This window comes from Streptomyces sp. AC602_WCS936 (assembly GCF_019049125.1).
Classification (GTDB): Bacteria; Actinomycetota; Actinomycetes; order Streptomycetales; family Streptomycetaceae; genus Streptomyces.
Window position 1 is genome coordinate 1 of record NZ_JAGMUF010000112.1, and the last position, 25,090, is coordinate 25,090.

Genomic DNA, 25,090 nt, shown 5'->3' on the forward strand with positions numbered 1-25,090 from the left:
ACCCGGAACCTCCCGTGCTCGGCGGCTGGTTCCCTCATGGTCACCCGGACGGGGCGTCCGGGGAAGGGGGCGGGGGCGGCGGGGGCGGCGGCTGGGGCCGGGGAGGCTCGGGCGGCCGGGAGAAGCAGCAGTCGCCGCAAACGCCCGAACCCGGCACGCGGTAGTACAGGCAGCAGCTGCGGCGCCGGAAGGCGGTGCCGGTGAGGGTGCCGGCTTGGGCGAGCAGCGGGTGGGCGAGGAGCTCGGCGGTCAGGGCGCGAGCGCGGCCGGCGGTGTCCGTACGGCCGTTGCGGCGGGCCCAGCGGTCCAGTTCCCGGCCGGCACCCGCGAGCGCGGAGGCGGCGTTGCCCCACAGCAGCCCGGTGGCGACGCGGTACCGGGCGTGCACGGCCGCCGTCAGCGGGGCGAGGTGGGCGCGGAGCACGGTGTCGGCGATCGTGCCGGCGTCGCCCGGCAGGGGGCTCACCCCGGAGAGCCACAGGTCGTCGGGGGCGGCGGCGTCGGGGTCGTAGTGGAGCAGCCGCGGGTCGAGGTCCGGGACGCGGCCGTGGAGCGCGGCGCACCCCAGCGTCACCGACCACAGGCGGGCGGCGAGGCCTTGCTGGGCCACGGAGGCGGCGACCCTGGTCTCCGGGGCGCGGAGTGCGGCGGCGACCTTCCGGACGCGGAAGCCGAGCGGGTCCGTCGCGAGCGGTGGCCCGCTGGGGCCCGGACTCGGCGGTTCGCCACCGGGGGCGTAGGCGTCCGCGAGGGTGGGCAGCGGCCGGGACGGCAGCGGTCGCGACGCGTGGAGGAGGAAGAAGCCGCCGAGCGCGCGGAGCGCGGTCAGGCCGGGGTCGAGGTCGGGGGTCGGGTCCGGGTCCACAGGGAGCAGTAATACCAGGGCCCTTAGGGGGCCGGGTCAGGGGTCGGGGTCCTTCGGTCGCCCACCCAGGGGAGGACGGCGCCGCCCCCGTACTCCATCGGCAGTATGACCCAATGAGTGCTCAGGGACGACGACGGGAAGCTCCCGGCACGGCATCGTGTTGTTCATGGAAGACGACCGTTCGCCGCGCCGGGCCCAGCGCCCCCGCCTCACGCAGAGGAGCAGCCGATGAGCGCCCTCGCGTTGTCCGTGCTGCTGTCGCTCGTCTCCGCCGTGGCGTACGCGGGCGGAGCGATCGTGCAGGAGCAGGTGGCGGCGTCCTCCCCGGGTGCTCAGTACGCTCCGCTGCGCCGGCCCGGCTGGTGGGCGGCGGTCGCGCTCAACGGCCTCGGCGGCCTGCTGCACGTCGTGGCCCTCGCCCTCGGCCCGCTGAGCCTGGTGCAGCCGCTGGGCGCCCTCACCATCGTGTTCGCGCTGCCCATGGCCGCGCTGTTCGTGGGCCGCAAGGCGGGCAGGACGGCCTGGCGGGGCGCTCTCATGGCGACGGTCGGTCTCGCGGGTCTGCTGTCGTTGGTCGGCGCGTCCGACACCCAGTCGCTGGACACGGCACAGCGGGTCTTCACGGCCTCCGTCACCGGCGGGGTGATCGTCGCGCTGATGATCGCCGGTCGCGCGGCGCACCGGCACCCGGCGGTGCGCAGCATCCTGCTGGCCACCGCGTCCGGGATCGCCTTCGGCATGTCCTCGGTCTTCACCAAGACCGTCGCGGTCGACTGGGCGGGCGGCGTGTCGGTGGCCGACCTGCCGTCGCTGGCCGTGATCGGCGTGCTCGCCACGGCCGGCATGCTGCTCTCGCAGGCCTCCTACCGGGGCGCGGGTCTCGCCGCCCCACTGGCCACGCTGACGGTCGTGAACCCGGTGGTGGCGGCGGTGGTCGGCATCACGATGTTCGGCGAGACGTTCCGGTACGGCACGACCGGCACGGTGCTCGCCCTGAGCTGCGGTGTGGTGGCCGCGGGCGGGCTGATCCTGCTGACGACGGAGCGGATCGCGCGGGAGGCCGCGGAGGCGGGAGCCGTGCCGGCCGGGATCGCGCCGATCGGGACGGACGCGACGCCGCTCCCGGCAGCGGACGATCTCGCTGTGGACCGGCCCGGGCCGCGCGTCGCTCCGCTGCCCGAGAAGGTGTTCCTGCCCGCCCCGGTGGCCTCGCAGGGTCCGGAAACGGTCCCCGCCGAGGAGCCGTACGACGTCCCGGGACCGGCCCGGAGCATCCTCCCCGAGCTCGTCCCGCAACTCTCGTACGGCCCCGTCCACGGTGGCGCGTTCGTCCCGCCGCCCGTGCTCGACCGGCACCGGGTGCGGATCAGATCCTGACCCCGCCGGCCCGCAGATACGCCACCGGGTCGACGTCCGAGCCGAAGCCGGGCCCCGTCCGCACCTCGAAGTGCAGATGCGGGCCCGTGCTGTTGCCGGTGGAGCCCGAGCGGCCGATCCGCTGACCGGCGCCCACGGACTGGCCGTCCTTCACGGAGATCGCCGAGAGGTGGGCGTACTGCGAGAAGCGGCCGTCGTCGTGCCGGACGACCACCTGGTAGCCGTAGGACCCGCCCCATCCCGCGCTGACCACGCGGCCCGCCGCGACCGACTTGACCGAGGTGCCGGTGGGCACGGGGAAGTCGACGCCGGTGTGGTAGCCCTTCGACCAGGAGGAGCCCGCCTGCCGGTAGGGCGTGCCGGTGGAGGCGTCGACGGGGGCGACGACGGCTTGGCGGGTGGTGGTCCTGGCGGCCTTGGCGGGCTTGTCGGTGCCGCGGTCGGGGGACGACTTCTCCGGTTGCCGCTTCCGCTCTTGCTTCTGCTCTTGCTTCTGCTTCTGCTCTTGCTTCGGCTGTTGTTTCTGCTTCTGCTTCTGCTCGGGTTCGGCGCGGGGCGCCGTGGTGGTCTGTTCGCCGCGGAGCGCGAGGCGCTGGCCGGGCATGATCAGGTCGGGGTCCGCTCCTATCTCGGCGCGGTTGGCCTCGTACAGTCCGTGCCAGCCACCGCGCACCCGCTGGGCGTCGGCGATGCCGGACAGGGTGTCGCCGGTGACCACCGTGTACATCCGGCCCTTGCCCGCCCGGGACTGTGGCGTGGTCTGGGGCTTGACGTCCTTCACCGGGTCGGACTTCGCGGGCCCGGACTTCGCGGGCCCGGGCTTCCCGGAGGACGGACGGATGTCGGGCGCGGCACCGTCCCGGGTCAGTCCCGCCCGCTGGGAGCACACCGGCCAGGCGCCCGGGCCCTGCCCGTCCAGCACCTTCTCGGCGACGGCGATCTGCTGGTCCTTGGTGGCCAGGTCCGCGCGGGGCGCGTACTCGGTGCCGCCGAACGCCTCCCAGGTGGACTGGGTGAACTGCAACCCGCCGTAGTAGCCGTTGCCGGTGTTGATGTCCCAGTCGTTGGTGGACTCGCAGGCGGCGACCTTGTCCCAGGTCTCCACGTCGGCCGCGTGTGCCGTGCCGGTGCCGACGAGCGGGAGCGCCAGGCCCGCGCCGCCCGCGGTGACGGTCAGGGAGGCGCGGTTGATCCTGTTCGGCTGATACCGGCGGTGCCGGCCGCGTACGGCCATGGAGGTTCCCCCTCGACATTGCGTCAGGAGGGGCAAAAGTAAGCGCCGGTAACAGGCCATGACAAGACGGCAATCAGCCGGTTGGCCACATCAAGTGGCGCGGATGGCGCGGTCGTCGAGACGCCCGAGACCTTCGAGGCGTCGCACTTACACGAGAAACTTTCCTCAAGGAAGTTGAAACTTTGTCCTTGACGGGTCGAAAGTAGACGGCTTAGCGTCCAACCGACTTGTTCCGCACGGGCTTTCACCTGGTTTCATCCCAGACCGAAGGAGTTCTCGGTGCGTATCAGACGGTTCGCCACCTTCGTGGGGGCGGCAACGCTGGCAGGGGCCGTCGGGCTCCTTCCACTGTCCCCGGCCCAAGCCGCGAAATCAGACCCCGCGCCGCCGGACCCGGCGGCCTTCCAGAAGGTCACCCTCAACGACCGTCCGGGCGAGCCCATGGCCCTCGCCGTCCTGCCCGACTCGCGGGTGCTGCACACCGCACGCACGGGTGAGGTCCGGATCCACGATCCGAAGAGCGGCGTGAACTTCCTCGCCGCCGACATGAAGAAGAGCCCCGCAGGTCTCTACCAGCACGACGAGGAGGGCGTCCAGGGGATCGCCGTCGACCCCGACTTCCGCAAGAACCACTGGGTCTACCTCTACTACTCGCCCCGCCTCGACACTCCCATGGACGACCCGGACACCCCCGGCGTCAACGAGGGCGACGCGCCGGAGTACGGCACGGCCGCGGACTTCGCCGAGTACAAGGGCGTCACCCGGCTGTCGCGGTTCAAGCTGGAGGGCAACAAGCTCGCCTTCGACACCGAGCAGAAGATCCTCGACGTGCCGGCCGACCGCGGCATCTGCTGCCACGTGGGCGGCAAGATCGACTTCGACCGCAAGGGCAACCTGTTCCTTTCGACCGGTGACGACTCCAACCCGTTCGCCTCGGACGGCTACGCCCCGCTCGACGACAGCGCCGACCGCAACCCGGCCTTCGACTCGCGGCGCACCTCGGGCAACACCAACGACCTGCGCGGCAAGGTCCTGCGCATCAAGGTGAAGCGGGACGGCAGCTATGTGGTGCCCCGCGGCAACCTCTTCAGGCCGGGCACCCCGAAGACCCGCCCCGAGATCTACGCCATGGGACTGCGCAACCCCTTCCGCTTCGGGGTGGACGACAAGACCGGTGACGTCTACGTCGGCGACTACTCGCCCGACGCCAACGAGGCGAACCCCGACCGCGGCCCGGCCGGCCACGGCCGCTGGATGGTCATCGACCGACCCGCCAACTACGGCTGGCCGTTCTGCGTGACCCGGGACATGCCGTACCAGGACTACGACTTCGCCACCGAGAAGTCGAACGGCGCCTTCGACTGCGCGAAGCCGGTCAACGACTCGCGCCACAACACCGGTCTGAGCAAGCTGCCGCCGGTCACGGACGCGGAGATCGTCTACGGCTACGGCGCGTCCGAGGAGTTCCCGGAGCTCGGCACGGGCGGCATCGGCCCCATGGGCGGCCCCGTGTACGACTACGACAGGCGGAACAGGGCCCAGAACCGCTGGCCCGCCTACTTCGACGGCAAGCCGCTCTTCTACGAGTGGACCCGCGACCAGATGAAGGCCATCACCCTCGGCAAGAGGAACAAGGTCGAGAAGATCGAGGACGCCATCCCGACGATCAAGACGGACGGCCCGATCGACGCCGAGTTCGGCCCGGACGGCGCGCTGTACGTCCTGGAGTACGGCACCGGGTACTTCGCGGAGCTGCCCGAGGCCCAGCTGTCCCGCATCGACTACACGCGCGGCAACCGCACCCCGGAGCCCAAGGTCGCCGCGGACGTCGTCAACGGCACCAGCCCGCTGACGGTCCAGTTCTCCAGCGCCGGCACGAAGGACGCCGACGGTGACGCCCTCAGCTACGCCTGGGACTTCGACGCCGACGGCAAGGTGGACTCCAGGGAGGCGAACCCGGAGCACACGTTCACCGACAACGCCGTCTTCGACGCCACGCTGAAGGTCACCGACAGCACCGGCCGCTCGGCCTCCGCCTCGGTTCCGGTCGTCGTCGGCAACAAGGCGCCGGTCGTCTCGCTCACGACCGACCCGGCCCCGCACGGCGGCACGGAGTTCCACTGGGGTGACACGGTGACCTGGGAGGTCGCCGTCACCGACGACCAGCCGGTGGACTGCTCAAAGGTCAGTGTCTCGTTCATCCTCGGCCACGACACGCACGGACACCCGCTGTCCACGAGCACCGGCTGCTCCGGATCGTTCGAGACGTTCGTGGACGGCGGTCACGCCGGTGCGGACAACCTGCGGGCGGTCTTCAACGCCAGCTACAAGGACACTCCCCCGGACGGCCTGCCGGCCCTCTCGGGCAGCGACGAGGTCGCACTGGTCCCGGCCGACTGACCGGCTGGACGCACAGCCCGCCGGCCGGCGCGGCACGCACGGCGACGGGGCGCCACCCACGGGGGTGGCGCCCCGTCGCCGTTCCGGGGACGAATCACGACACCCCGGCATTCCCCGTCCCGGCCCCCCGTCCGCCGACTAGTCTCAACAGCCACGGTGCCCGACAACCGATCGAAAGAGGTCCGGATGAAGACCAGCCAAGCCGCCAACATCGGTGTCGTGGGGCTGGCGGTGATGGGATCGAACCTGGCGCGCAACCTCGCCTCCCGCGAGGGCAATGTCGTCGCCGTCCACAACCGCACCTACGCCCGCACCGAGAGCCTCGTCACCGAGCACCCGGAGGCGGGCTTCATCGCCGGCAAGTCGATCGACGACTTCGTCGCCTCGCTGGCCAAGCCCCGCACCGCCGTCATCATGGTGCAGGCGGGCGCGGGCACGGACGCCGTCATCGACCAGCTCGCGGAGCGGTTCGAGCCGGGCGACATCATCGTCGACGGCGGCAACGCCAATTTCCAGGACACCATCGCCCGGGAGAAGCGGATCGCCCCCACCGGCATCCACTTCGTCGGTGTCGGGATCTCCGGCGGTGAGGAAGGCGCGCTCAAGGGTCCGTCGATCATGCCGGGCGGCTCGGAGGAGGCCTACCGGACCCTCGGGCCCGTCCTCGCCTCGATCGCGGCGGTCGTCTCGGGCGAGCCCTGCGTCACGCACGTGGGCGCCGACGGCGCCGGTCACTTCGTCAAGATGATCCACAACGGCATCGAGTACGCCGACATGCAGCTGATCGGCGAGGCCTACGATCTGCTGCGCACGGTGGGCGGTCTCCGGCCGGACGCCATCGCCGACGTCTTCGCCGAGTGGAACCGAGGCCCGCTCGAGTCGTACCTCGTCGAGATCACCGCCGAGATCCTGCGCCATGTCGACGGGGCCACGGGTCAGCCGTTCGTGGACGTCGTGCTGGACCAGGCCGGTTCCAAGGGCACCGGCGTGTGGACCGTGCAGAACGCCCTCGACCTGGGCGTGCCGGTGGGCGGGATCGCGGAGGCCGTCTTCGCGCGGGCGGTTTCCGGGAAGGCCGGGCAGCGTGCCGCGGTACGGCGGCTGACCGCCGGCTCCCGGCCGCAGGTCCAGCAGGCCTCCCCCTCGTTCGCCCAGGACGTGGCCGCGGCTCTCTACGCCTCGAAGATCGTCGCGTACGCGCAGGGCTTCGACGCCATCACCGCGGGCGCGGACAAGTACGGCTGGGACATCCACAAGGACCGGATCGCCAAGATCTGGCGCGGCGGGTGCATCATCCGGGCACGGTTCCTCGACCGCATCGCCCAGGCGTACACCGAGCACCCGGACATCACCACGCTGCTCGAAGCGCCGTACTTCGCGCAGGCCGTCGCCGACGGCGAGGCCGCCTGGCGGCGTGTGGTCTCCACCGCCGCCCTGTCCGGCGTCCCCGTACCGGGCTTCGGTTCCGCGCTCAGCTACTACGACTCGCTCGCCGCCGAGCGCCTGCCCGCCGCGCTCGTCCAGGGACAGCGGGACTTCTTCGGCGCGCACACCTACCGGCGCACCGACAGGAGCGGCGTCTTCCACACGCTCTGGTCCCGCGACCGGGCCGAGACCGAGGCCGGCGGGGACGGTCACTAGCCTCCCCTGCGATCTCCCGCACGGTTCTCCCGTGTGACGGCCACCGGGTTCGCCGGTGGCCGTGGATGTGTGGTTCAGGTGAGCGGTGGCCCCGGTTCCGGGTTGGGCACCGGCTCCGGGCCCGGCGGGATCGGTGACGGGGAGGGCTCGGGCGGGCCCGGGTGCGGAGGCGGCGGGGTCGGCTGCGGGCCGGGGCCCGGGGGCTGGGGCGTGGGTTCCGGACCGGGGCCCGGCGGAGGGGGCGGGGTCGGCTCCGGGTTCGGAGCCGGAGGCCGGGCCGGGTCCGGGGGCGGCTGCGGGGGCTCCGGGTCGGGGCCCGGAGTGGGTCCGGGCGGGACGGGATCCGGATACGGGTTCGTCATGGCACTGTCCTCCGGCCAGTCGGTCGACGTCGGCTCTGGACTTGTCCCCCGCCTACCCGGGGCCCGCCTCCCCAGTCACTCCCCCGCGTGACGGGACAGACCCACGTGGCCCGGGCGGGCCTACGCGGTGCCCGCTGCCGCCGCCCCGGCCGCCAGTCCCGGCGCGGGACTGGCCAGCACCGGAACCGCCGTCCGCGTCGACTCCCGGGCCGGTGCCATGGAGGCCTGGGCCAGGACGATCACGTCGGCGCCGATGACGGCGTCGGCCGCCTCGGCCACGAGCCGCAGGTAGCCCACGGTGTCACCGGCCTCGAACCGCGGCCACGCACCATCGACGAGGCGGACCCGTACCTCGACGGAACGCCCGGCGCGCCGGGCCTCCTCCTCGATCAGCGCGGTCGTCGGCGCGAACGTGCTCTCCAGGGCGGCGAGAACGACGACACGCGGACCGGCGGCCACCGCGGCGGCGGCCATCGGCCGGTCGACCCGCAGCACCCGCACCCCGACCTCGGCCGCGGCCGCCTCGGCGACGCCGCCGATGGTCGAGCAGGTGCACACGACGGCCCGCGCCCCCTCCGCGACGGCCCGCCGCAGCACGTCCCGGACGGCGCCGGCCACCGCCTCCGGCCCCTCCTGCCGCGCCCGGTCCAGCAACCCGGCATCGACGTGATGCCGCAGCTCCAGACCCGGGTGCGCCTCGTCCCGCAGGGAGTCGAAGACGGGGACGTGCACGGGCGAGGTGTGCAGCAGCGCCAGCACGCGTGCTCCCCTCCCGTCCCCTGCCCCTCTCCGTATTCGTCCGTGTCAGAACCGCTCCGGATGCGCCACCAGCCACTCCTTCGCCGCGCGCAGCAGCTCGGGGCCGGCAGCGGGAGCCTGGTCCGGGTGCCGCTCGGCCCACTTCACGACGTACGGGCACAGCGGGGCCACGACGACGCCCTCGCGCCCGGCGACGGCGTACAGCTCGCGCGCCAGCGAACCCGCGATGCCCTGCCCCTCGTGGGCCGGCTCGACGACGGTGTGCACGGGGACGAGGGCGCGCTCGGGGGCGTCCAGGAGGAAGTACTCGACGCGGCCGACGACCTCACCGCCACCCATCGCCTCCAGGCGGCCGGCCGCCCGGTCGTCACGGATCTCGATCTCGCTCACGGTCACGCTCCTCGTCCGTGCGGATCGGGCACGTCAGGCCGACACGGCCTGGGGGCTGCGCTCCTGGTCCGACCCCGGTACCGGCTCGGACGCGTCGGCGCCCAGGGCGACGATACGGTTGTCCGCGTCCACGTGCACCACCCGCGGCCGCAAGGACCGCGCCTCGGCGTCGGTGACCTGGGCGTAGCTGATGAGGATCACCAGGTCGCCGGGGTGCACGAGGTGAGCCGCGGCCCCGTTGATCCCGATCACCCCGGACCCCCGCTCGCCCTCGATGACGTAGGTCTCCAGCCGGGCCCCGTTGGTGATGTCCACGATGTGCACGAGCTCGCCGGGCAGCAGGTCGGCGGCGTCCAGCAGGTCGGCGTCGATGGTCACCGAGCCGACGTAGTGCAGGTCGGCCTGGGTGACGGTGGCGCGGTGGATCTTGGACTTGAACATGGTGCGCAGCATGTCGAACTCCTGTAAGACGGCTCCCTGCCTGCTTTTTGCAGGTCAAGGGCGGTCTTCACTGTACACGCGGCACACTTCGGGCTTGCGGGCTGTGAGGAACGTCGCTTCGCTCGGGCAGGAAGGCGGCCTGCCGTTCACTGGACCAGTTCGATGTGGGGGTGGGAGGGGTCGGCCGGGCAGGCATGGAGCTGGAGGGTGGAACCGCCGGCGATCCCGATCAGGGTGAAGTTGGCTGGCGGGGTGCCGGGGACGAGCGGAGTCGGGTTCGTCCTCTCCTCCTCGGGCGCCCAGCTGTCGCTGCCGGCGTCCCATTCGAGGGTGGCGATGGTGAGGAGCGGGAGCGCCTCGGTGCCGCATTCCGGGCAGCAGCGGGCCACGGGGTCGGTCGTTCCCCAGCGCGACCAGCCACCGGTCTTCCAGCCGGGCGAGGTAGACAGGTCACGGTCGTAGAACTCCTGCGGGGCGGCGGGACAGGAGCCGTCCCACCGGCTCGGGTCGCCCAGCTCCTGCCGCAGCTTCTGATCCAGTTCCCCGAAGGCGGGGTACTCCGTGACCCGCTCCGGTGCCAGCACGGACGGCTCCGGGAGGTAGCCCTGAGACTTGATCGCGGGCGGTTCGGGCGGTGCGTCGAGGATGTCGGTGACGGTGCCTGCGGAGCGCCAGAAGACCGCGGTACGGGGGTGGGTGGGGTGGTCGAAGGGGCACCACAGGACCTGGAGGAGGTCGGCCCCGGGCGGGGTGAACGGGAGGGGGACGTCGCGGGTGTACAGCTGGGCGACGGGGAGGAGAGGGACCGGGTCCTCGGGCCAGGGGCGGCCCTGGAGGATCCGCTTCTCGGTTGCCAGTTCCTCGGGCGTGGGACGGGAGGCCGGGGGGCCGAGGTGCCGCCGGCTTGCCACCGCCGCTTGGATGCGGCGCAGGAGTCGGATGTCCTGCGGGGACAGGACTCTGCGCGTCGCACCCCTCGCGTGTGGTTCCGCGCAGTGCGGCCACGGCTCGTCGGCGGGCCACAGCAGCGGCCCGCCGACGGAACTGTCGTGCGCCGTCGGCGACCCCGGCCGCGGATGCAACCGGGTCGCCGTGCGCGCCAGCGGGGCCAGCTGAGGGAAGCGCGCGGTCACGTCGATCGACCGCGGCGGGGTGGTGAAGCTCATGCTGGCTCCCGAGGGCACGAACACGGTGTGGAGAGCGATCAGTTGCCGAGGTTGTGCGCTCCGCCGGTCTGAGTGTTCGCAACATAGATGTTATCGAACAGTGGTTCGACCGAGCCGTCCTCGCGCTGGATCGTGGCGCTCATCGTAACGCCAATCGGAATCGTGCTGTCGGCGGTCATGTAGCGGGGGGTCACCTCGTAGAAGATCGCGTCCTCGTCGCCGAACGAGGCCAACCGCACCTCGTCCCGGACCTGCTCCTCGTACTCCCACATGCTGCCTGCACCGGTGTTCATCCCGACCTGCCAGCACGGCACGAGGTTCTTCGAGATCCGCCCGCCGAGGATGTTGGCGACCAGGTGACAACGGGCCAGCTGCTCGCTGAGGTTGTTCCCGGTGGCGTAGTCGCCCGCGTCCAGCCAACCGGTGATCTCGCCGCCGGCCTCACTGCCGGGGCCGAGCGTCTTGCCCAGACAGGCCGTGGCCTTGGTCGCCCGGTATCCGGCTGCGCTGCTCTGGTCGTTCTTCTGCACGTGCGGGACCTGTTCGGTCGTGTTCAGGATCCAGCCGTTGCCGGCCGGACGCGCGCCCTCCGGCGAGATGCCGAGGCACTCCGCGTACGCGCCGTCGAGCGACGTCGTGATCCTCAGCGTGAACTGGTCGCCGTCGATGACCCGCTGGTCCGTGAAGCCGTCGGCGAGCTGGCTGTCCGCGAACTGCTTGTCGACGGCGGCGGCATGGGCGCGCACACATCGCCGGGTGGGGTCGAGGCTGGAGCCGCCGCCGAGCTCGAGGATGACCCATCCGTTGTTGCCGGGGTAGGGAATGAGCTCGGCGCACTCGGCACCGTCCCTTCCGCCTTCCTTCGTCTCCGCGAACGGGAACTGGGCACAGGTGTCGGTCGGTATGAGGTCGCTCGCGTCCGCGAACGGCTCCGACGACCCGCTTCCACAGGTGCTGCTCGTACGGGCGTCCACGCCGCTCGTCGACCGGGTCAGCGGGGTGTTGAGTCCCCAGCCGTCGTTGAGGTTCTTCTGGGCCCACATGTACGCCGCCACCGCGCCGCCCTGGTCCGAACCCTGCGTACTCATCGACAGCTCGGCCATGACGGACGGGACCGCGCAGCCCGCCACCGAAGTGCCGCCGACCGCGTCGTCGCACCTGATCTGGCTCGGGTTCCTCCACGACGCGTTCGGGTCGGTCGGCGCCGCGCCCGGGGACGTCACGTACATCACGTAGGACGTGTGGAAGGAGGCGGAGGAGCCCGTCGTCTGGGGCGACGAGTAGGCGACGTCGCCGGTGAGGGTCTTGCCGAGGGTGATGTCGCCGTTCCACCACGGGGCGATGTCGGTGGCCGTGCAGCCGGCGTCGCAGGACGCTCGGAACTTGACGTTCAGGGCGGTGACGTCGCCGGAGGCTCCCGTCATCCTGACGGTGACCTGCTCGCTCCAGGTCGTGGCGGTCGGGGACAGGTCGGCGCCGGTGGAGACCTCAAGGACGCCCCGCCCGATCTCCTTGCCCTTGCTGTCGCGCAGGATGTACGTGACGTTGATGCCGGTCACGCAGTACGAGAAGCGCTCGTAGCTGTAGCTTCCGGGGTTGGTGAGGTCGCAGCTGCCGACGGGAGCGGTCGCGGCGGCGGTGGAGGAGGGGGAGGCGGCGGGGCCGCTGCTCCGGGTCTTCGCCTTGGCGGGGGCGGGAGCGACCGTCACACAGGACTCGACGGCACCCGCACGGCGCTCCTTGGAGCCACGCGCGGTGGGGGTGCACTGCTCACCGGAACCGGCCACGATCGCGCTGATCTCCGTGGTGGCCATGGTCTGCGCGCCGGAGGCAGCGGACTCGGTCGTGGACGCGGCGTCGGCCGGCGCGGGCGGCTCGGCCGCCTGGCTCGTCGCGGCTGTGGTGAGGCCGAGGGTCAGGGCGGTGACGACGCCCAGGACGGTCAAGCGGGCGCGTCTCCTTGTGGCGCGCCCGCCACGTATTCCATGCACGAGGGCAGGACCTTTCCGTGAGAGGAGGAGGGGGGGAGGGGCGCCGCCTGCTCGCGGCGCCCCCGGAAGGCGAACGGCGGGATCAGGCCACCAGGTCGTAGAGGTCGCTGAGGCCCTTCGTGGCGCTGGCGACCAGGTCCTCACCGGTGTCGGTGATCTTGCTGACGACGGGCTTGACGATGCCGCCGCCGAGCGCCTTGTCGGCGGCGCCGACCCACTTGTAGGCGCCGAAGGAGACCAGGCTCAGGCCGGTGCCGACGGCGGACTCCCAGAAGGCGCCGCTGGTGAAGCCGTGCTCGATGCCCGTGAAGAGGCTGCTGAGGGCACCCGCGCCCGCGGAGACACCGGCGAAGAAGCCGGCCGCGGCGAGGGCCGGCGGGAAGACGATGGCGGCGAGGGCGCAACCGGCCGAAAGGAACGCGGCGCCGGTGCTGATCACGCCGGCGGCGTCCGCGTAGAACTGGGCGTCGTTCCACCACTCGTCGGCGTCGCCGTCCGCGGTGCCGTTCGGGTTGACCTGGTCGTTCTTTTCGTTGTCGGCCGGGTTCCGGTTGGCTTCGCGCTCCTCGTGGGCCTTGAGCGCGGCCGCCTTGGCCTTCGCGATCTCCTCGGCCCGCTTCTTGTCGGCGGCGATCTGCTTGGCCTCGGCGTACGCGCGGGCGGCGGCCTGCGCGTCGGCCGAGGCGGCGAGTTCGGCGGCGCGGGCCGAGGCGGCGGAGCGCTGGGCCTCGGCGGAGGAGGCGAGGGCAGCGCGCGCCGAGTCGACGGCCTTGTTGGCCGAGTAGTTGGCGGAGCGGGCGGCGCCGCGGGCGGTGGCGGCGGCGTTCTTCGCCGTGGCGGCGGAGGCCCGGGCGTCGGCGGCCGACTTGTCGGCGGCGTTGGCGTTGTCGCGGGCCTGCTGGGCGTAGTCGTCGGCCTTGGCGGCGGCGTCGAGCGCCTTCTGCGCCCACTGCTGGGCCTCGGTGGCGGCGTTGCGGGCGTCGGCGGCGGCCTTCGAGGCGAGTGCCGCGTCCTCCTGCGCCTTCTGCGCGACCTTCGCGGCGGCGGCGATGGCTCCGCGGACCGCGGCGACGTGGGTGGCGGTGTCGAAGTCGAGCTGGGCCGTGCGGTACTGGACCACGGTGATGAAGTTGCGCAGCATCCACTGCGGTCCTTCGAGCGCGACCTCCGCGTAGGACCTGGTGTAGGCGCCCCCGGTCCTGATCAGCTCGTTGGCCCGGACCTGGTCGTCCTCCTTGACGGCCAGCGGGTAGGTGTGGTCGAAGAAGTGGTTGAGGGATTCGGTGGTGTTCTTGTCGAGGGCGTCGTTGGCGGCCGCGGTGACGGCCCTGCCCGCGCCCTCGGCGATGATCCTGTTGATGGCGACGCGCAGGTCCTCGTCCGAGGCCCGCTTCATGCCGCCGGTGAGGAAGTCACCGACGGCCTTGGAGTCGGTGCTCTCCAGCGCGGCGGCGGCGGCCGCGGCCACCTTCGGTCCGCCGATCGTCGCCACGTGCAGGGTGGTCTCGCGGTCGTCCTGCGTCGCGGCGAGCGCCCGGTCGAGGTCGATCCAGGAGTAGACGTCGTCGTCGGAGCCGGCGAGGGCGTGCTGGGCGGCCTGCCGGGTGTGGGCGCCACGTGCGTCCATCAGGGCGACCGCGGCCTTCCGGCCCAGGGTCGCGGCGAGCGGCAGGTCGCCGGAGTAAAGGGCCTCTTCGGCCTTGGCGATGAGGTCCTTGGTCGCCTGGCTGGTGCGCTCCGCCATCAGCCGCTTCTCGCGGACGTCGGAGAGCTCGGCCTGCTCGATGGCGGCGAGCTGCTGGACCTCCTCGATGGCCTGCTGTTTGTCCTGCTCGATGGTCTGCGCCTCGGCGGCGCGGGCGTTCTTCTCCACCTCGATGGCGTCACTGACGGCCTTGGTGGCGACGTTGGCGGCCTTCACGGCCTCCGCGGCGTGGGCGGTCGACTTGTTGGCGTAGTCGACGGCCTGGCCCGCGTACTTCACGGCCTCCTCGGCGGCGTCGGCGGCCTTGTCGGCGTGGTTGGCGGCGGAGTTGGCGGCGTCGCGCGCGGTGCGGGCCGCCTTGGCGGCGGCGGTCGCCAGTGCCTGGGCGGCGGAGGCGGCGTTCGTGGCGCGGTTGGCGGCGCTGGTGGCGATGGCGGCCTGACGCTTGGCCTCGTTGGCCTCCGCCTGGGCGGCACCGGCGGACGCGGCGGCCTGGGCGGCGGCGCTCGCGGCGGCGGCCGAGTTGCGGGCGGCGGAGGCGGCGGCCAGGCCGGCGGCCGAGGAGGCGTCGCCGGCGAGGGCGGCCTTCTCGGCGGCCGCGGCGGCGCTGCGGGCCTTGTCGGCGGCGTTGCGGGCGGCGACCGCGGCGTTCTTGGCGCTCTCCGCCTTGCCGGCGTCCTTGGACGCGGCGATCGCGGCGTTGTAGGCGCGGGCGGCGGCGTTGCCCGCCTTCGCGGCGGCCTGGGCGGCACCGGCGGCCGCCCAGGAGGCGCGACGGGAGGCCGTCACGGCGGCGTTGGAAGCGTTGACGGCGTTTCGGGCGGCGTCGGCCGCGCCCTTCGCCGCGCTGGCCGCCTTGCGGGCGGCGGCCGCCGACTTCTGCACGTCGCTCTGCGCGGCGGCTGCTTCGGCGGCGGCCTTCTGGGCGGCCTCCTTGGCCTTGGTGGCGGCGGTCTCGGCGCGGGCCCCGGCCTCGATGGCCAGGTTCGTCTGGCGCTCGGCGCGCCTGCCCTCGCGCTGGACGACGGCCACCAGTTCCTCGATGGTCGCCGACTCCTGGTCGCGGGCGCGCGCGATGTGCTGGCCGGTCTCGATGAACCACTCGACGTCCTTCGCGGAGCCGTTGAGCGCGCGGTCCGCGTACTTCTGCACCTCCGGGCCGCCGTTCATCAGCATGGCGCTGACCTGGACCCGCGTGTCCTCCAGCCGCGCGTCGTACTGTGCGTCGCTGAGGAAGGTGACGAGGGACGACTCGGTGCCGGCGTCCAGCGCGGCGTTGGCCTCACGCACCACGGCCCTGTCGCCGCTGGACGCGACGATGCTGGTGGCGACCCGGAAGTCCTCCAGCATGGCGGGGGCGAAGCCCGACGAGAGGAAGCCGGCTATCGCCTCGTCGCCGTTGTCCAGGGCGGCGACGGCCTCGCGGCGCAGGCCCTTGCCCGCGCGGTCCAGGCTGCTGACGATCGCGACCCGGTTGTCCTGCACGGTCTGCTGCGGCAGCGTCTCGGCGAGGAAGGTCTGGATCTCGGTGTCGGTCCCGTAGAGGGCCGTGGTGGCGGCGGCCTTGACGCCCCTGCCGCCGGACAGCCACGCGCGGACAGCCGTGGCGCGATCGGTGTCCGGCAGCGGCACCGGGTCGGCGGCCCCTGCCGTCTCGGCGGCCGCCGCGGTGGCCGGCCGCAGGACCGAGGGGGTTGCGGCGACAGCGGTCGCGGCCGCGAGTGCGCCGAGGACGCGGCGTCTGCTCCAGAATGCCGTCTGCATAGGGGACTTGCCCTTCTACGAAAGATGCGGTGACGTGTCGGATTTCGCGCCGTACCGGACAGCGGATCCGTGGATCGAAGCCCGCCACAATTCCCGAACAGTAGCAACGACCTAATCATTCAGTGCGAGTTGTGGCTGCCAGTGAACCAACATTGCATGTTCTACGGAAGTTTGATGGCTCGTCACTTTTCTCCCGAAATCGTGACGTCGACCCGTGCCACCTGACCTCGGCGTGACGCAGGTCACGGAACACTTGCTTCCAATGTCCGGATACGGGCGGTTCAGGGCGCTGGACGTGGGTGCGTCACCATGCTGGGATGCCAGGGCCGACGACGATCATCGGCGTTCGACCAGTGCGTCGCGAAGGCGTGCCAGTGGCACGCAAGGGGGGTTTCCATTCCGCATGTGCGGGCTTCCTCTGTTCGCGACCGGTTTCACGACCGGTGGTTTTCAAATCCGGGCGGTGGCTTCGAGATTAGGGATACGATGAAGGAAACCAGCACCAACGTCGGAAAGTCGCGGAGAATGCGGCTCACGGTACGGGTACTCGGCACCGCCGCTGTCGGCGGCGCGCTGGCCTGGATCGCGGTGGCCGGCGGCGTGCCGGGCGGAGGCACCGGCGCCGACGAGACGGCCGACGCCCCCGCGCTGGTCGCGGAGGAGGCCCCCGGCTACGCCGTGGAGGACTTCAACTACCCCGGGGCCGACAAGATCCTGGCCGAGCAGAACATCGTTCTGAAGCGGGGCGACGGCCACATCACGCTCGCCGAATGCGCGCCGGGGACCGGGCAGTTGGAGCTCCTGGCCCGTGACAGGGGCGGCAAGATCTGCTTCAACACCGTCGGCAACGAGGGCTGGCTGACCCTGGAGATCCCCGCCGTCTTCTCGATCAAGGGAAATGACTACTCCACCACGGTCGACATGACCGTCGGCACCGAGGAGAAGTCCTACGAGATCGACAAGAACACCTGGACGCCGGTGGGCGAAAGCGCGGACCCGGAAGGCCGCGACCACATGCTCGTGGAGATCCGGGTCACCAAGTAACCACTTCGACGGGGACGGCACCTCCCGGGGCCGTGCGTGACGTCGTCGGCCTTCGAGACCCGGTCGTGGTCTTGAAGGCCGACGCGTCGTCCCGCGTGCCGAAGCGCCGGCGGGCTCAGTCGAGACAGAACTCGTTGCCCTCGATGTCCTGCATCACGATGCACGACTCGTTTTCCTCATCGGCGACCATCGTTCGCACGTGTACCGCGCCGAGCGCGACCAGTCGTGCGCATTCGGCCTCCAGTGTGGCGAGGCGCTCCTCCCCCACGAGTCCGATGCCGGCGCGCACGTCGAGATGCACCCGGTTCTTGACCACCTTGCCTTCGGGGACACGCTGGAAGAGCAGGCGCGGGCCCGCCCCGGAGGGGTCACTGCACGCGAAGTACTCGTCCTGGTCCTCGGGCGGCAGCGAGTGATGGTAGTCCTCCCAGGTGGCGAACCCCTCTGGCGGCGGCGGTACGACGTAGCCCAGCACCTGGCACCAGAAACCGGCGAGTCGCGCAGGTTCCGCGCAGTCGAAGGTGACTTGGATCTGCTTGATCGAAGACATCGGCGCACCATAGCAGGGTGCCCCGCGGTTCAGGAGGCGAGGCTCCTCAGGTCCGCCGCGAGTGAGGCGATGGCCGCGGGGTTGCGCGGGCTCTCGACGAGGTCGACGTAGTCGAGGACGACGATCCGGTCGTTCTTGACGGCGGAGACGTTCGCGAGGGGCTGGTAGGACTTGAGGAACCTCCGCTTCTGTTCGGCGGTGGTGTCCCCGTAGTCGTTGATCACGATGACCTCGGGGTCGCGGGCGACGACCGTCTCCCAGCCCACGGTGGTCCAGCTGTCCTGAAGGTCCTTCATGACGTGGTCGCCGCCGGCCTTGGTGATGATGTCGTGCGGCCCGGCGTAGGCACCCGACGTGAGCGGCTTGTCCTCGCCGCTGTCGTAGAGGAACACCCGCGGCCGGTCGGCGCCCTTCGGGGCCTTCGCCTGTGCTTCGGCCACCTGCGCGCGGAACGAGGTGATGAGCGTTTCGGCCCGGTCCTCGACGTCGAACACCTTCCCGAGGTTCCGCAGGTCCGTGTAGAGCGCGTCGAGCGGCGCCATCACGCCGCGCGCCTTGCCCTGTCCGTTGCGGCACGACTCGCTGAGCAGGTAGGAGTCGATGCCCACCTTGCGCAGCGCGTCGGGCGTGAAACCCTCGCCCTCGCTGAAGCCGTAGTTCCAGCCGGCGAAGACCAGGTCGGCGCGGGCGTCGAGGACGAGTTCCTTGTTGATCCGCTCCTTCGACAGCCACTTGGTCTTCCGGTAACCGTCCTTCCACGGCACGGCCGTGAGGTCGCCCTTGTCGTCGGGCATGACGTATCCGGCCATGTGGTCCGCCAGACCGAGGGCGAACATGATCTCGGTGATGCCCACGTCGTTGGTGACCACGCGCTGCGGAGCCCTGTCGAACGTTCGCTTTTCGCCGCAGTTCTCGACCGTGACCGGGTAGTGGCCGCCGGACGGCCTGGCATCGTCCTCCTTCCCCTGCTGCGACGAGATGTCCGCCCCGCAGCCGGTGACGGCGAAGGCCAGGACCAGGGCGAGGGCGAGGGCGGTGGGGCGTGCGGGATTCGGCATGAGCGTGGCGACTCCATGGAGGGCGGACTACGGGGTGGGGAGGCGGTCGAAGAGGAGTTGGACCGCGCCGGTTTCCGGATGGGGGACGCGGTGCGCCCGGACCCCGAAGACGTCGGCCAGCAGGGCGGGCGTGAGGACGTCGTGGGGGGCGCCGGAAGCGACGATCCGCCCGTCGTCGACGACGTGGATCCGGTCGCAGTGGCGCGCGGCGAGGTTGAGGTCGTGCAGTGCGGTGAGCACGGTCGGTCCGGCGGCCCGCACCAGGGACAGAACCTCCAACTGCTGGGCGATGTCCAGGTGGTTGGTGGGTTCGTCGAGCACCAGGACCTGCGGTTGCTGGGCGAGCGCGCGGGCGATCAGGACCCGTTGCTTCTCGCCGCCGGAGAGGGTGAGGAAGCCGCGGTCGGCCAGGTGTCCGGCGCCCACCCCGGCCAGTGCGGCGGCACAGGTGCGCCGGTCCTCGTCGGTCTCCCGGGTCATCGCCCCCTGGTGCGGGAGTCTGCCCATGGCCACGACCTCGGCCACGGTGAAGTCGAACTCCGCGGCCGATTCCTGCGGGAGGGCGGCGAGCCGGCGGGCGCTTTCGCGCGTGGTCATGGCCAGCAGGTCGTCGCCGCCGAGACGTACCGCACCGGCCGTGGGGCGCAGGGCCCGGTAGACGCATCGCAACAGGGTGGACTTGCCGCTGCCGTTGGGCCCGACGAGCCCCACGAACTGGCCGCCGCCCGCCCGCAGCGAGACGTCCTCGACCAGCCTCGCGCCGGCGATCTCCACGGTGACCGCGTCGATGTCGACCCGCATCACGCGCCTCCGAAGGTGTAGGTGCGGCGGCGCATGAGCAGGACGAAGCACGGCACGCCGATCGCCGCCGTCAGTACGCCCAGCGGCAGTTCGGCGGGGGCGAGCAGCACCCGCGACAGGATGTCGACCCAGATCAGCAGCACGGCACCGGCCAGGGGCGCGACGGCCAGCAGCCGGCGGTGGTCGGCGCCGACCAGCATCCGGGCGGCGTGCGGCACCATCAGGCCCACGAAGCCGATCGCCCCGCTGACCGCGACGACCGCTCCGGTGACGGCGGCGGTCGTCAGGAAGAGCTCCTTGCGCAGCCGTCCGGCGTCCACGCCCAGCGCCGCGGCGGTCTCGTCGCCCATCGCCAGGGCGTTCAGGCGCCGCGCCGACCAGCCGAGGTGGCCGAGGCCGGCGAGCACCGCGCCCGCGGCGATCGGTACGGAGGACCAGCTCGCGCCGCCCAGACTGCCGAGCAGCCACAACATCGCGGACCGGGCCGCATCACCGTGTTCGGCGGCGAACACCATGAACGTCGTCACGGCCGAGAAGCCGTAGTACATCGCGGTACCGGTCAGCACGAGCCGGAGCGGGGTCAGCCCGCGTGGGGTCCGGGCGACCAGGTAAACCAGTGTCATGGCCCCGAGCGCGGAGACGAAGGCCGCCGTGGACAGCGCCCAGATACCGAGTGCGCCGAAGGCGCCGAAGATGAGCACCGCGTTGGCTCCGATGCCCGCGCCGGAGGAGATCCCGAGGACGAAGGGGTCCGCGAGCGCGTTGCGGACCATGGCCTGGACGGCGACGCCCACGGCGGCCAGTCCCGCGCCGACGACCGCGGCCAGCACGGCGCGCGGGAAGCGCAGTTCCCACACGATGACGTACGAGGGGACCTCGTCCGGGGCTATGGAGGCACCGGTCAGACCCGCCCAGAGGAAGTGCAGCGTCTCGCTCCACGAGAGCCCCGACGCCCCGAAGCCCGCCCCGCAGGCCAGGGAGACGGGGAGCGCGACGCACAGGGCGGTCACGAGCAGGGGCAGGGAGACCCGGTGGGGTGGCGGGGGCCCGGTGCGCGTACCGCGGCGCGGTCGTGTTCGTGGTGGGGCGGATTCGGGGTCACGGAGCTTGGCCACCGGCGGATCACCTTCGCCTCGGGCCGTGCACCTACGTCGGCGAAGGAGCGGCTCCGGGCGCGGGGCGCCGTAGGCAGCACCCTCTCGCAGTCCACGGCGATTGACAGGAGCGTCACCACCGCGGGTGATCGGGCTTACGGGGTTCCGTACAGAACTCGGTTCTGCACAGGGCTCCGCCTACCGTTGCGGGTCAGCGCCGGACTTCGACCGGACTTCCCCCGCGGGGCGCTTGCAGCTTAGCGCCTGTGCCACGCCTCCCGTCGCGGCCGCCCCGTCCTGTCGCCCCCGGCCAGTCCTACCGCCGCTTGTCCGGCAGGCGTGCGGCCGTGTAGGCGCGGGCCACCCAGCTCTGCAGGTGCGGGGCGCGGGCCAGCAGGTTCCGGTAGACCCGGACGGCGTGGTGGTGCAGTGCCTCGGCCTCCGCCGGTTCGACGGCCTCCCGGCGCCAGACGAGGAGGTGGCGCTGCCAGAGCGGGTCGCCGACCAGCGGCTTGACCAGGACGCCGTCGACGGGGCGGATGGTGGGCTGCACGACCGCCACTCCCAGACCCATGGCGATCATCGCCTGCAGCTGTTCGAGGATGTGGAGCTCGTGCGTGCTCGCGGGGGTGAAGCCCGCGGCCTGGCACGCGTCGTAGAAGGCGCCGGGCCAGCCCACCCCGTCGTCGGAGGAGACGAACCAGGTGTCCTCGGACAGCTCCTGCAACGGCACCTCGACGCGGTGTGCGAGCGGATGGCCGGAGTGCATGGCGACGAAGACGGGGACGGTGTTGATGGCGCGGTGCGCCAGGTCGGCGGAGTGGCGCAGGGGCAGGCCGGGGTAGTCCATGCCGAGTGCCGCGTCGAGCTCGCCGGCCTCCAGGAGCCTGAGCAGTTCACCGGTGGCGTAGACGCTGCTGACGGAGACCGCGAGGTGGGGGCAGCCCTCACGCAGGTTGCTCAGCAGCTCCGGCAGCACGGGGGTGTTGGTGACTCCGAGCCGGAGGGTGCGGGTCGCCGCCGCGGGCGTGCCGTTGCCGTGGCGTCGGCCGAGGGCGTCGGCGCGGGCCAGTATGTCCCGGGCCTGGCTCACGACCTCCACACCGTACGCGGTCAGCTCCACGCCGGTGCTGCGGCGCACGAACAGCCCTTCGCCGAGCAGCCGCTCGATGCGGCGCAGCTGCGTACTGAGGGCGGGCTGGGTGAAGCCGAGCGCGGTGGCGGCCCGTCCCACGCTGCCGGAGTCCGCGATCGCGCACAGCACCCGCAGGTGACGCAGCTCAAGTTCCACAGCACACACCTCGCCGCTCGGGAAGCCGGACCATTGTGCGACAGCCCGGCGCGTGCGGGTCCGGTCGGGGCTCAGACGTTATGCCTCGTGCGCCGGTTCTCCTATGGCCGGGTCGGTTGTCGCCGTCGTCGCGGTCGTGGAAGCCTCCACCTGCGCGCCCCGTCCGGCGGGAGTGACCGCGCGCCCCCACCGCCTTGCGAGGAGACACAGCATGTCCGCCACCAGGGTCCGCTTCACCGTTGAGGCGACCGCGGCCGCGGTACGCGGCGCCCGCCGCCGTGTTTCGGCGACCGTGCGTTCGTGGGGCGTGTCCATGGCCGACGAGTCACTCCTTCCCGTGGAAGTGGTGGCGTCGGAACTCCTCACCAACGCGCTGGTGCACGCGGGCGGCGGTGCCATGACCGTCGAGGTGTCGCTCGATCAGGGGCTGGTGGTCATCACCGTCCTCGACGGCAGCACGGAGGTGCCGCGGGCCCGCGCGACGGACCCGGACCAGGAAGGAGGGCGGGGCCTCGTCCTGATCGACGGCCTCTGCCTCCTGCACGGCGTGGAGCGCACCGCGCACGGCAAGCGCTGCTGGGCGGTCGTTCCGGTGCCGGCGGTGGCCGGGCCGGCTCCCGGAGCGGACCGCGCGGGCGTCGAGGGCGGCGCCGGTCCGGAGTACGAGGGGGTCTGGTCGATCACCGACGGTGGCGCGGAACTGCTGAGCAGGTTGCTGACGACGTGAACCGACGCATGGAGGTCTACCGCTGATGGACCAGCACGACGGCGGGGGTACGGCCCCGCACCCCGATCCGTTCCGGGGAGGATGGGCGGACACGGAGCGGAGACTGCCGGCGCTGACCGGGGCGGCGTGGGCGGCCAAGCGGCGCTCGGCCCTGTCCGAGCGGTTCCCCGGTGAACGGATCGTCGTCCCGTCGGGCGGGCTGAAGGTCAGGAGCAACGACTTCGACCACACCTTCCGCCCGCACTCCGCGTTCGTCCACCTCACCGGTGAGCAGGGAACACACGCGGTCCCGGACAGTGTCCTGGTCCTCGAACCCACGGGGAGCGGGCACTCGGTGACGCTCTTCACCCGGCCGCGGTCGCCGCGTGACGGCGGGCCGGACGGCGCGGAGTTCCACAGCGACCGGCGGTACGGGGAGTTCTGGGTCGGGCGGCGCCGGACCTTGTCCGAGACCTCGGACGCCCTCGGCGTCGAGGCCGCCGCCCGTGACGGACTGCGGCGTGCCCTCGCACGCGAGGTCCCGACCCGCGTCGTACGCGGCGTGGACGCGCTCGTCGACACCCTGGTGCCGCCCGCTCACCGGGCCGAGGCGGAACTGGAGGGCTTCCTGGCCGAGTCACGGCTGGTCAAGGACGAATGGGAGCTGGACCAGCTCCGTGCGGCCGTGGGCAGCACGGTCGCCGGATTCCACGACGTCGTGGGCGAGCTGGACCGGGCCACCCGGTCGGCACGGGGTGAGCGCTGGATCGAGGGCACCTTCAACCGGCGGGCCCGGCTGGACGGTTACGGCCTGGGCTTCGAGACGATCGCGGCGGCGGGGGCGCACGCCTGCGTCCTGCACTGGATGAGCAACGACGGTCCGGTGCGCGACGGCGACCTGCTGCTGCTCGACGCCGGCGTCGAGGCCGACACCTTCTACACGGGGGACGTCACCCGGACCCTGCCGGTCGGCGGGCGGTTCACCGACGTCCAGCGGCGGGTCTACGACCTCGTGTTCGCCGCCCAGTCGGCCGGCATCGCCGCGCTGCGGCCCGGCGCGCGGTACGGCGACTTCCACGAGGCCGCGATGCGCGTCATCGCCGAAGGCCTCGACGGCTGGGGTCTGCGGCCGCCCGGCGCGACGGCGTCGACCCCGGTGTCCGGCCTGTACCGCCGGTACACGGTGTGCGGTTCGGGCCACATGCTCGGGCTGGACTGCCACGACTGCGCCGGAGCCCGCGACAAGACCTATCTGGGCGGGACGCTCGAGCCCGGCCATGTGCTCACCGTCGAGCCCGGCCTGTACTTCCAGCCCGACGACCTGACGGTTCCCGAGGAACTGCGCGGCATCGGCGTGCGGATCGAGGACGACTTCGTCATCACGGCCGACGGGGCGCTGTGCCTGTCGTCCGGGCTGCCGCGCGGCGCGGACGAGGTGGAGGGGTGGGTGGTGTCCCGGTCCCGGTGAGCCTGGTCGCGCGCCCGGTCCGCCGCCCTGTTCGTCCCCATTTCAGAGCAACGTGACATTGTATAGTGGGAGGTGATCGGACCGAGGGCTCGGAGGAGCGCACATGCCTCATCTCACATCGCAGGTGATCTCGGTCCAGACGCATCTGCGCGATCAGGTGGCCGACGCTCTCCGGGCCGCGCTCATCGCCGGTGAACTGCGCCCCGGCGTCGTCTACTCCGCCCCGACGCTCGCGGCGGAACTGGGCGTCTCCGCCACCCCGGTCCGCGAGGCGATGCTGGACCTGGCCCGGGAGGGCCTGGTGGAAGCGGTCCGCAACAAGGGGTTCCGCATCACCGAGATGACCGACCGGGACCTCGACGAGTTCACGGACATCCGTACCCTCATCGAGGTTCCCACCGTGGGCCGGGTCGCCCGGACGGTGCCGGCCGAGCGGTTGGAGGAGCTGCGCCCGCTCGCGCGGCAGATCGTGACGTCTGCTCAGGAGCACGACGTCCTCAAGTACCTGGAAGCCGACCACCGCTTCCACCTCGAACTGCTGTCGCTCGCCGGGAACCAGCGTCTGGTCGAGGTGGTGGCCGACCTGCGCAAGCGCTCGCGCCTGTACGGGCTGGGCGACCTCAACGAGTCGGGGCGCCTGGTGGCCTCGGCACGGGAGCACATCGAACTCCTCGACCTGATCGTGGCCGGCCGCGCGCAGGAGGCGGAGGAGTGCATGCGTCGCCACCTCTCGCACATCCGCACCCTGTGGGCCGACGGCGCGGACGGTGCGGAGGGCGGCGAGCAGACGCTTCGGGCCGGCGACCGGTAGCTCCGCCCACGGGTCACTCCCCCGGCCCACCAGGGAAACCCTGAGTTCCGTCCGATGCCTTCCCCAAGTCATGTCACCTGTGCAATGGTACATGTCACAGGTTAAGTCGTGGTCATGCCAAGCGATCCGCCGGCTCTTCTCTCAGCCGAGGCGCATGACCCGTTCCCTGACT

Annotated in this window: 20 protein-coding genes and 1 riboswitch; of the genes, 7 read left to right on the forward strand and 13 right to left on the reverse strand. The window is 72.0% G+C overall.

The genetic code is table 11. From position 1 onward, the window contains the following. Positions 1 to 40 precede the first annotated feature (40 nt). Positions 41 to 865, reverse strand: a complete 825-nt coding sequence (locus KUM03_RS29780) for a (2Fe-2S)-binding protein (RefSeq protein ID WP_217253371.1) — start codon at positions 863 to 865, stop codon at positions 41 to 43. Positions 866 to 1,093: 228 nt separating this feature from the next. On the opposite strand from KUM03_RS29780, the gene KUM03_RS29785 reads away from it, so the two are divergent. Further along, complete coding sequence (locus tag KUM03_RS29785; protein WP_217253373.1) at positions 1,094 to 2,242, forward strand: DMT family transporter; 1,149 nt, start codon at positions 1,094 to 1,096, stop codon at positions 2,240 to 2,242. Here the strand turns inward: KUM03_RS29785 and KUM03_RS29790 are convergent. Next, on the reverse strand, positions 2,232 to 3,476 hold the full coding sequence (locus KUM03_RS29790) for a transglycosylase family protein (RefSeq protein ID WP_217253375.1): 1,245 nt from the start codon (positions 3,474 to 3,476) through the stop codon (positions 2,232 to 2,234). The two genes, KUM03_RS29785 and KUM03_RS29790, sit on opposite strands and share 11 nt — an antisense overlap. Before the next feature lie 279 nt (positions 3,477 to 3,755). On the opposite strand from KUM03_RS29790, the gene KUM03_RS29795 reads away from it, so the two are divergent. Both KUM03_RS29795 and gndA read left to right on the forward strand, forming a co-directional pair. Further along, the gene (locus KUM03_RS29795; protein ID WP_217253376.1) at positions 3,756 to 5,876 is read left to right on the forward strand and encodes a PQQ-dependent sugar dehydrogenase; all 2,121 of its coding nucleotides are present in this window, start codon (positions 3,756 to 3,758) and stop codon (positions 5,874 to 5,876) included. Between the two features lie 186 nt (positions 5,877 to 6,062). Beyond that, a complete protein-coding gene (gndA, locus tag KUM03_RS29800; RefSeq protein ID WP_217253379.1) occupies positions 6,063 to 7,517 on the forward strand; it encodes an NADP-dependent phosphogluconate dehydrogenase in 1,455 nt (484 codons plus the stop codon). Between the two features lie 482 nt (positions 7,518 to 7,999). Here gndA and KUM03_RS29805 read toward each other — a convergent pair whose 3' ends face one another. The 6 genes from KUM03_RS29805 to KUM03_RS29830 form a co-directional block, all read right to left on the reverse strand. After that, the gene (locus KUM03_RS29805) at positions 8,000 to 8,638 is read right to left on the reverse strand and encodes an aspartate/glutamate racemase family protein (RefSeq protein ID WP_217253381.1); all 639 of its coding nucleotides are present in this window, start codon (positions 8,636 to 8,638) and stop codon (positions 8,000 to 8,002) included. A 45-nt stretch (positions 8,639 to 8,683) separates the two neighbouring features. Further along, the gene (locus tag KUM03_RS29810) at positions 8,684 to 9,028 is read right to left on the reverse strand and encodes a GNAT family N-acetyltransferase (protein WP_217253383.1); all 345 of its coding nucleotides are present in this window, start codon (positions 9,026 to 9,028) and stop codon (positions 8,684 to 8,686) included. Positions 9,029 to 9,061: 33 nt separating this feature from the next. Continuing rightward, positions 9,062 to 9,481, reverse strand: a complete 420-nt coding sequence (gene panD, locus KUM03_RS29815) for an aspartate 1-decarboxylase (protein WP_217253386.1) — start codon at positions 9,479 to 9,481, stop codon at positions 9,062 to 9,064. A gap of 134 nt (positions 9,482 to 9,615) precedes the next feature. Continuing rightward, a complete protein-coding gene (locus tag KUM03_RS29820; RefSeq protein ID WP_217253388.1) occupies positions 9,616 to 10,635 on the reverse strand; it encodes a hypothetical protein in 1,020 nt (339 codons plus the stop codon). 38 nt (positions 10,636 to 10,673) lie between these two features. Beyond that, positions 10,674 to 12,581, reverse strand: coding sequence for a DNA/RNA non-specific endonuclease (locus tag KUM03_RS29825; protein WP_254400094.1), 1,908 nt, complete (start codon positions 12,579 to 12,581; stop codon positions 10,674 to 10,676). Between the two features lie 127 nt (positions 12,582 to 12,708). After that, on the reverse strand, positions 12,709 to 16,095 hold the full coding sequence (locus tag KUM03_RS29830; RefSeq protein WP_217253393.1) for an ALF repeat-containing protein: 3,387 nt from the start codon (positions 16,093 to 16,095) through the stop codon (positions 12,709 to 12,711). Between the two features lie 525 nt (positions 16,096 to 16,620). On the opposite strand from KUM03_RS29830, the gene KUM03_RS29835 reads away from it, so the two are divergent. Continuing rightward, positions 16,621 to 17,139, forward strand: coding sequence for a hypothetical protein (locus tag KUM03_RS29835; protein ID WP_254400095.1), 519 nt, complete (start codon positions 16,621 to 16,623; stop codon positions 17,137 to 17,139). Positions 17,140 to 17,254: 115 nt separating this feature from the next. On the opposite strand, the gene KUM03_RS29840 is transcribed toward KUM03_RS29835, so the two are convergent. The 5 genes from KUM03_RS29840 to KUM03_RS29860 all read right to left on the reverse strand — a co-directional run bounded on the left by KUM03_RS29840 (position 17,255) and on the right by KUM03_RS29860 (position 21,933). Next, positions 17,255 to 17,689, reverse strand: a complete 435-nt coding sequence (locus KUM03_RS29840; protein WP_217253397.1) for a VOC family protein — start codon at positions 17,687 to 17,689, stop codon at positions 17,255 to 17,257. 29 nt (positions 17,690 to 17,718) lie between these two features. After that, the gene (locus KUM03_RS29845; protein ID WP_217253399.1) at positions 17,719 to 18,747 is read right to left on the reverse strand and encodes an ABC transporter substrate-binding protein; all 1,029 of its coding nucleotides are present in this window, start codon (positions 18,745 to 18,747) and stop codon (positions 17,719 to 17,721) included. Between the two features lie 27 nt (positions 18,748 to 18,774). Then, positions 18,775 to 19,548, reverse strand: coding sequence for an ABC transporter ATP-binding protein (locus KUM03_RS29850; protein WP_217253402.1), 774 nt, complete (start codon positions 19,546 to 19,548; stop codon positions 18,775 to 18,777). Beyond that, positions 19,548 to 20,663, reverse strand: a complete 1,116-nt coding sequence (locus tag KUM03_RS29855; RefSeq protein WP_374225402.1) for a FecCD family ABC transporter permease — start codon at positions 20,661 to 20,663, stop codon at positions 19,548 to 19,550. The genes KUM03_RS29850 and KUM03_RS29855 overlap by 1 nt, the downstream gene beginning before the upstream one ends. 122 nt (positions 20,664 to 20,785) lie before the next feature. Beyond that, a riboswitch (cobalamin riboswitch) is annotated at positions 20,786 to 20,882 on the reverse strand. Positions 20,883 to 20,958: 76 nt separating this feature from the next. Further along, positions 20,959 to 21,933, reverse strand: coding sequence for a LysR family transcriptional regulator (locus tag KUM03_RS29860; RefSeq protein WP_217253404.1), 975 nt, complete (start codon positions 21,931 to 21,933; stop codon positions 20,959 to 20,961). 211 nt (positions 21,934 to 22,144) lie between these two features. Between KUM03_RS29860 and KUM03_RS29865 the strand changes: the two genes are divergently transcribed. From KUM03_RS29865 to KUM03_RS29875, 3 genes are all read left to right on the forward strand, one after another. Continuing rightward, complete coding sequence (locus KUM03_RS29865; protein WP_217253406.1) at positions 22,145 to 22,660, forward strand: ATP-binding protein; 516 nt, start codon at positions 22,145 to 22,147, stop codon at positions 22,658 to 22,660. 25 nt (positions 22,661 to 22,685) lie between these two features. Beyond that, positions 22,686 to 24,107, forward strand: a complete 1,422-nt coding sequence (locus KUM03_RS29870; protein ID WP_217253408.1) for an aminopeptidase P family protein — start codon at positions 22,686 to 22,688, stop codon at positions 24,105 to 24,107. Positions 24,108 to 24,210: 103 nt separating this feature from the next. Continuing rightward, on the forward strand, positions 24,211 to 24,918 hold the full coding sequence (locus KUM03_RS29875) for a GntR family transcriptional regulator (RefSeq protein ID WP_217253410.1): 708 nt from the start codon (positions 24,211 to 24,213) through the stop codon (positions 24,916 to 24,918). The last annotated feature ends 172 nt before the right edge of the window (positions 24,919 to 25,090 follow it).

Bases quoted from the DNA above. Each gene is read 5' to 3' on its own strand.
- panD (WP_217253386.1), bottom strand. From the start codon at position 9,481: ATGCTGCGCACCATGTTCAAGTCCAAGATCCACCGCGCCACCGTCACC.
- KUM03_RS29790 (WP_217253375.1), bottom strand. From the start codon at position 3,476: ATGGCCGTACGCGGCCGGCACCGCCGGTATCAGCCGAACAGGATCAAC.
- KUM03_RS29835 (WP_254400095.1), top strand. From the start codon at position 16,621: ATGCGGCTCACGGTACGGGTACTCGGCACCGCCGCTGTCGGCGGCGCG.
- KUM03_RS29875 (WP_217253410.1), top strand. From the start codon at position 24,211: ATGCCTCATCTCACATCGCAGGTGATCTCGGTCCAGACGCATCTGCGC.
- KUM03_RS29785 (WP_217253373.1), top strand. From the start codon at position 1,094: ATGAGCGCCCTCGCGTTGTCCGTGCTGCTGTCGCTCGTCTCCGCCGTG.
- KUM03_RS29845 (WP_217253399.1), bottom strand. From the start codon at position 18,747: ATGCCGAATCCCGCACGCCCCACCGCCCTCGCCCTCGCCCTGGTCCTG.
- gndA (WP_217253379.1), top strand. From the start codon at position 6,063: ATGAAGACCAGCCAAGCCGCCAACATCGGTGTCGTGGGGCTGGCGGTG.
- KUM03_RS29840 (WP_217253397.1), bottom strand. From the start codon at position 17,689: ATGTCTTCGATCAAGCAGATCCAAGTCACCTTCGACTGCGCGGAACCT.
- KUM03_RS29870 (WP_217253408.1), top strand. From the start codon at position 22,686: ATGGACCAGCACGACGGCGGGGGTACGGCCCCGCACCCCGATCCGTTC.
- KUM03_RS29850 (WP_217253402.1), bottom strand. From the start codon at position 19,548: ATGCGGGTCGACATCGACGCGGTCACCGTGGAGATCGCCGGCGCGAGG.
- KUM03_RS29865 (WP_217253406.1), top strand. From the start codon at position 22,145: ATGTCCGCCACCAGGGTCCGCTTCACCGTTGAGGCGACCGCGGCCGCG.
- KUM03_RS29830 (WP_217253393.1), bottom strand. From the start codon at position 16,095: ATGCAGACGGCATTCTGGAGCAGACGCCGCGTCCTCGGCGCACTCGCG.
- KUM03_RS29820 (WP_217253388.1), bottom strand. From the start codon at position 10,635: ATGAGCTTCACCACCCCGCCGCGGTCGATCGACGTGACCGCGCGCTTC.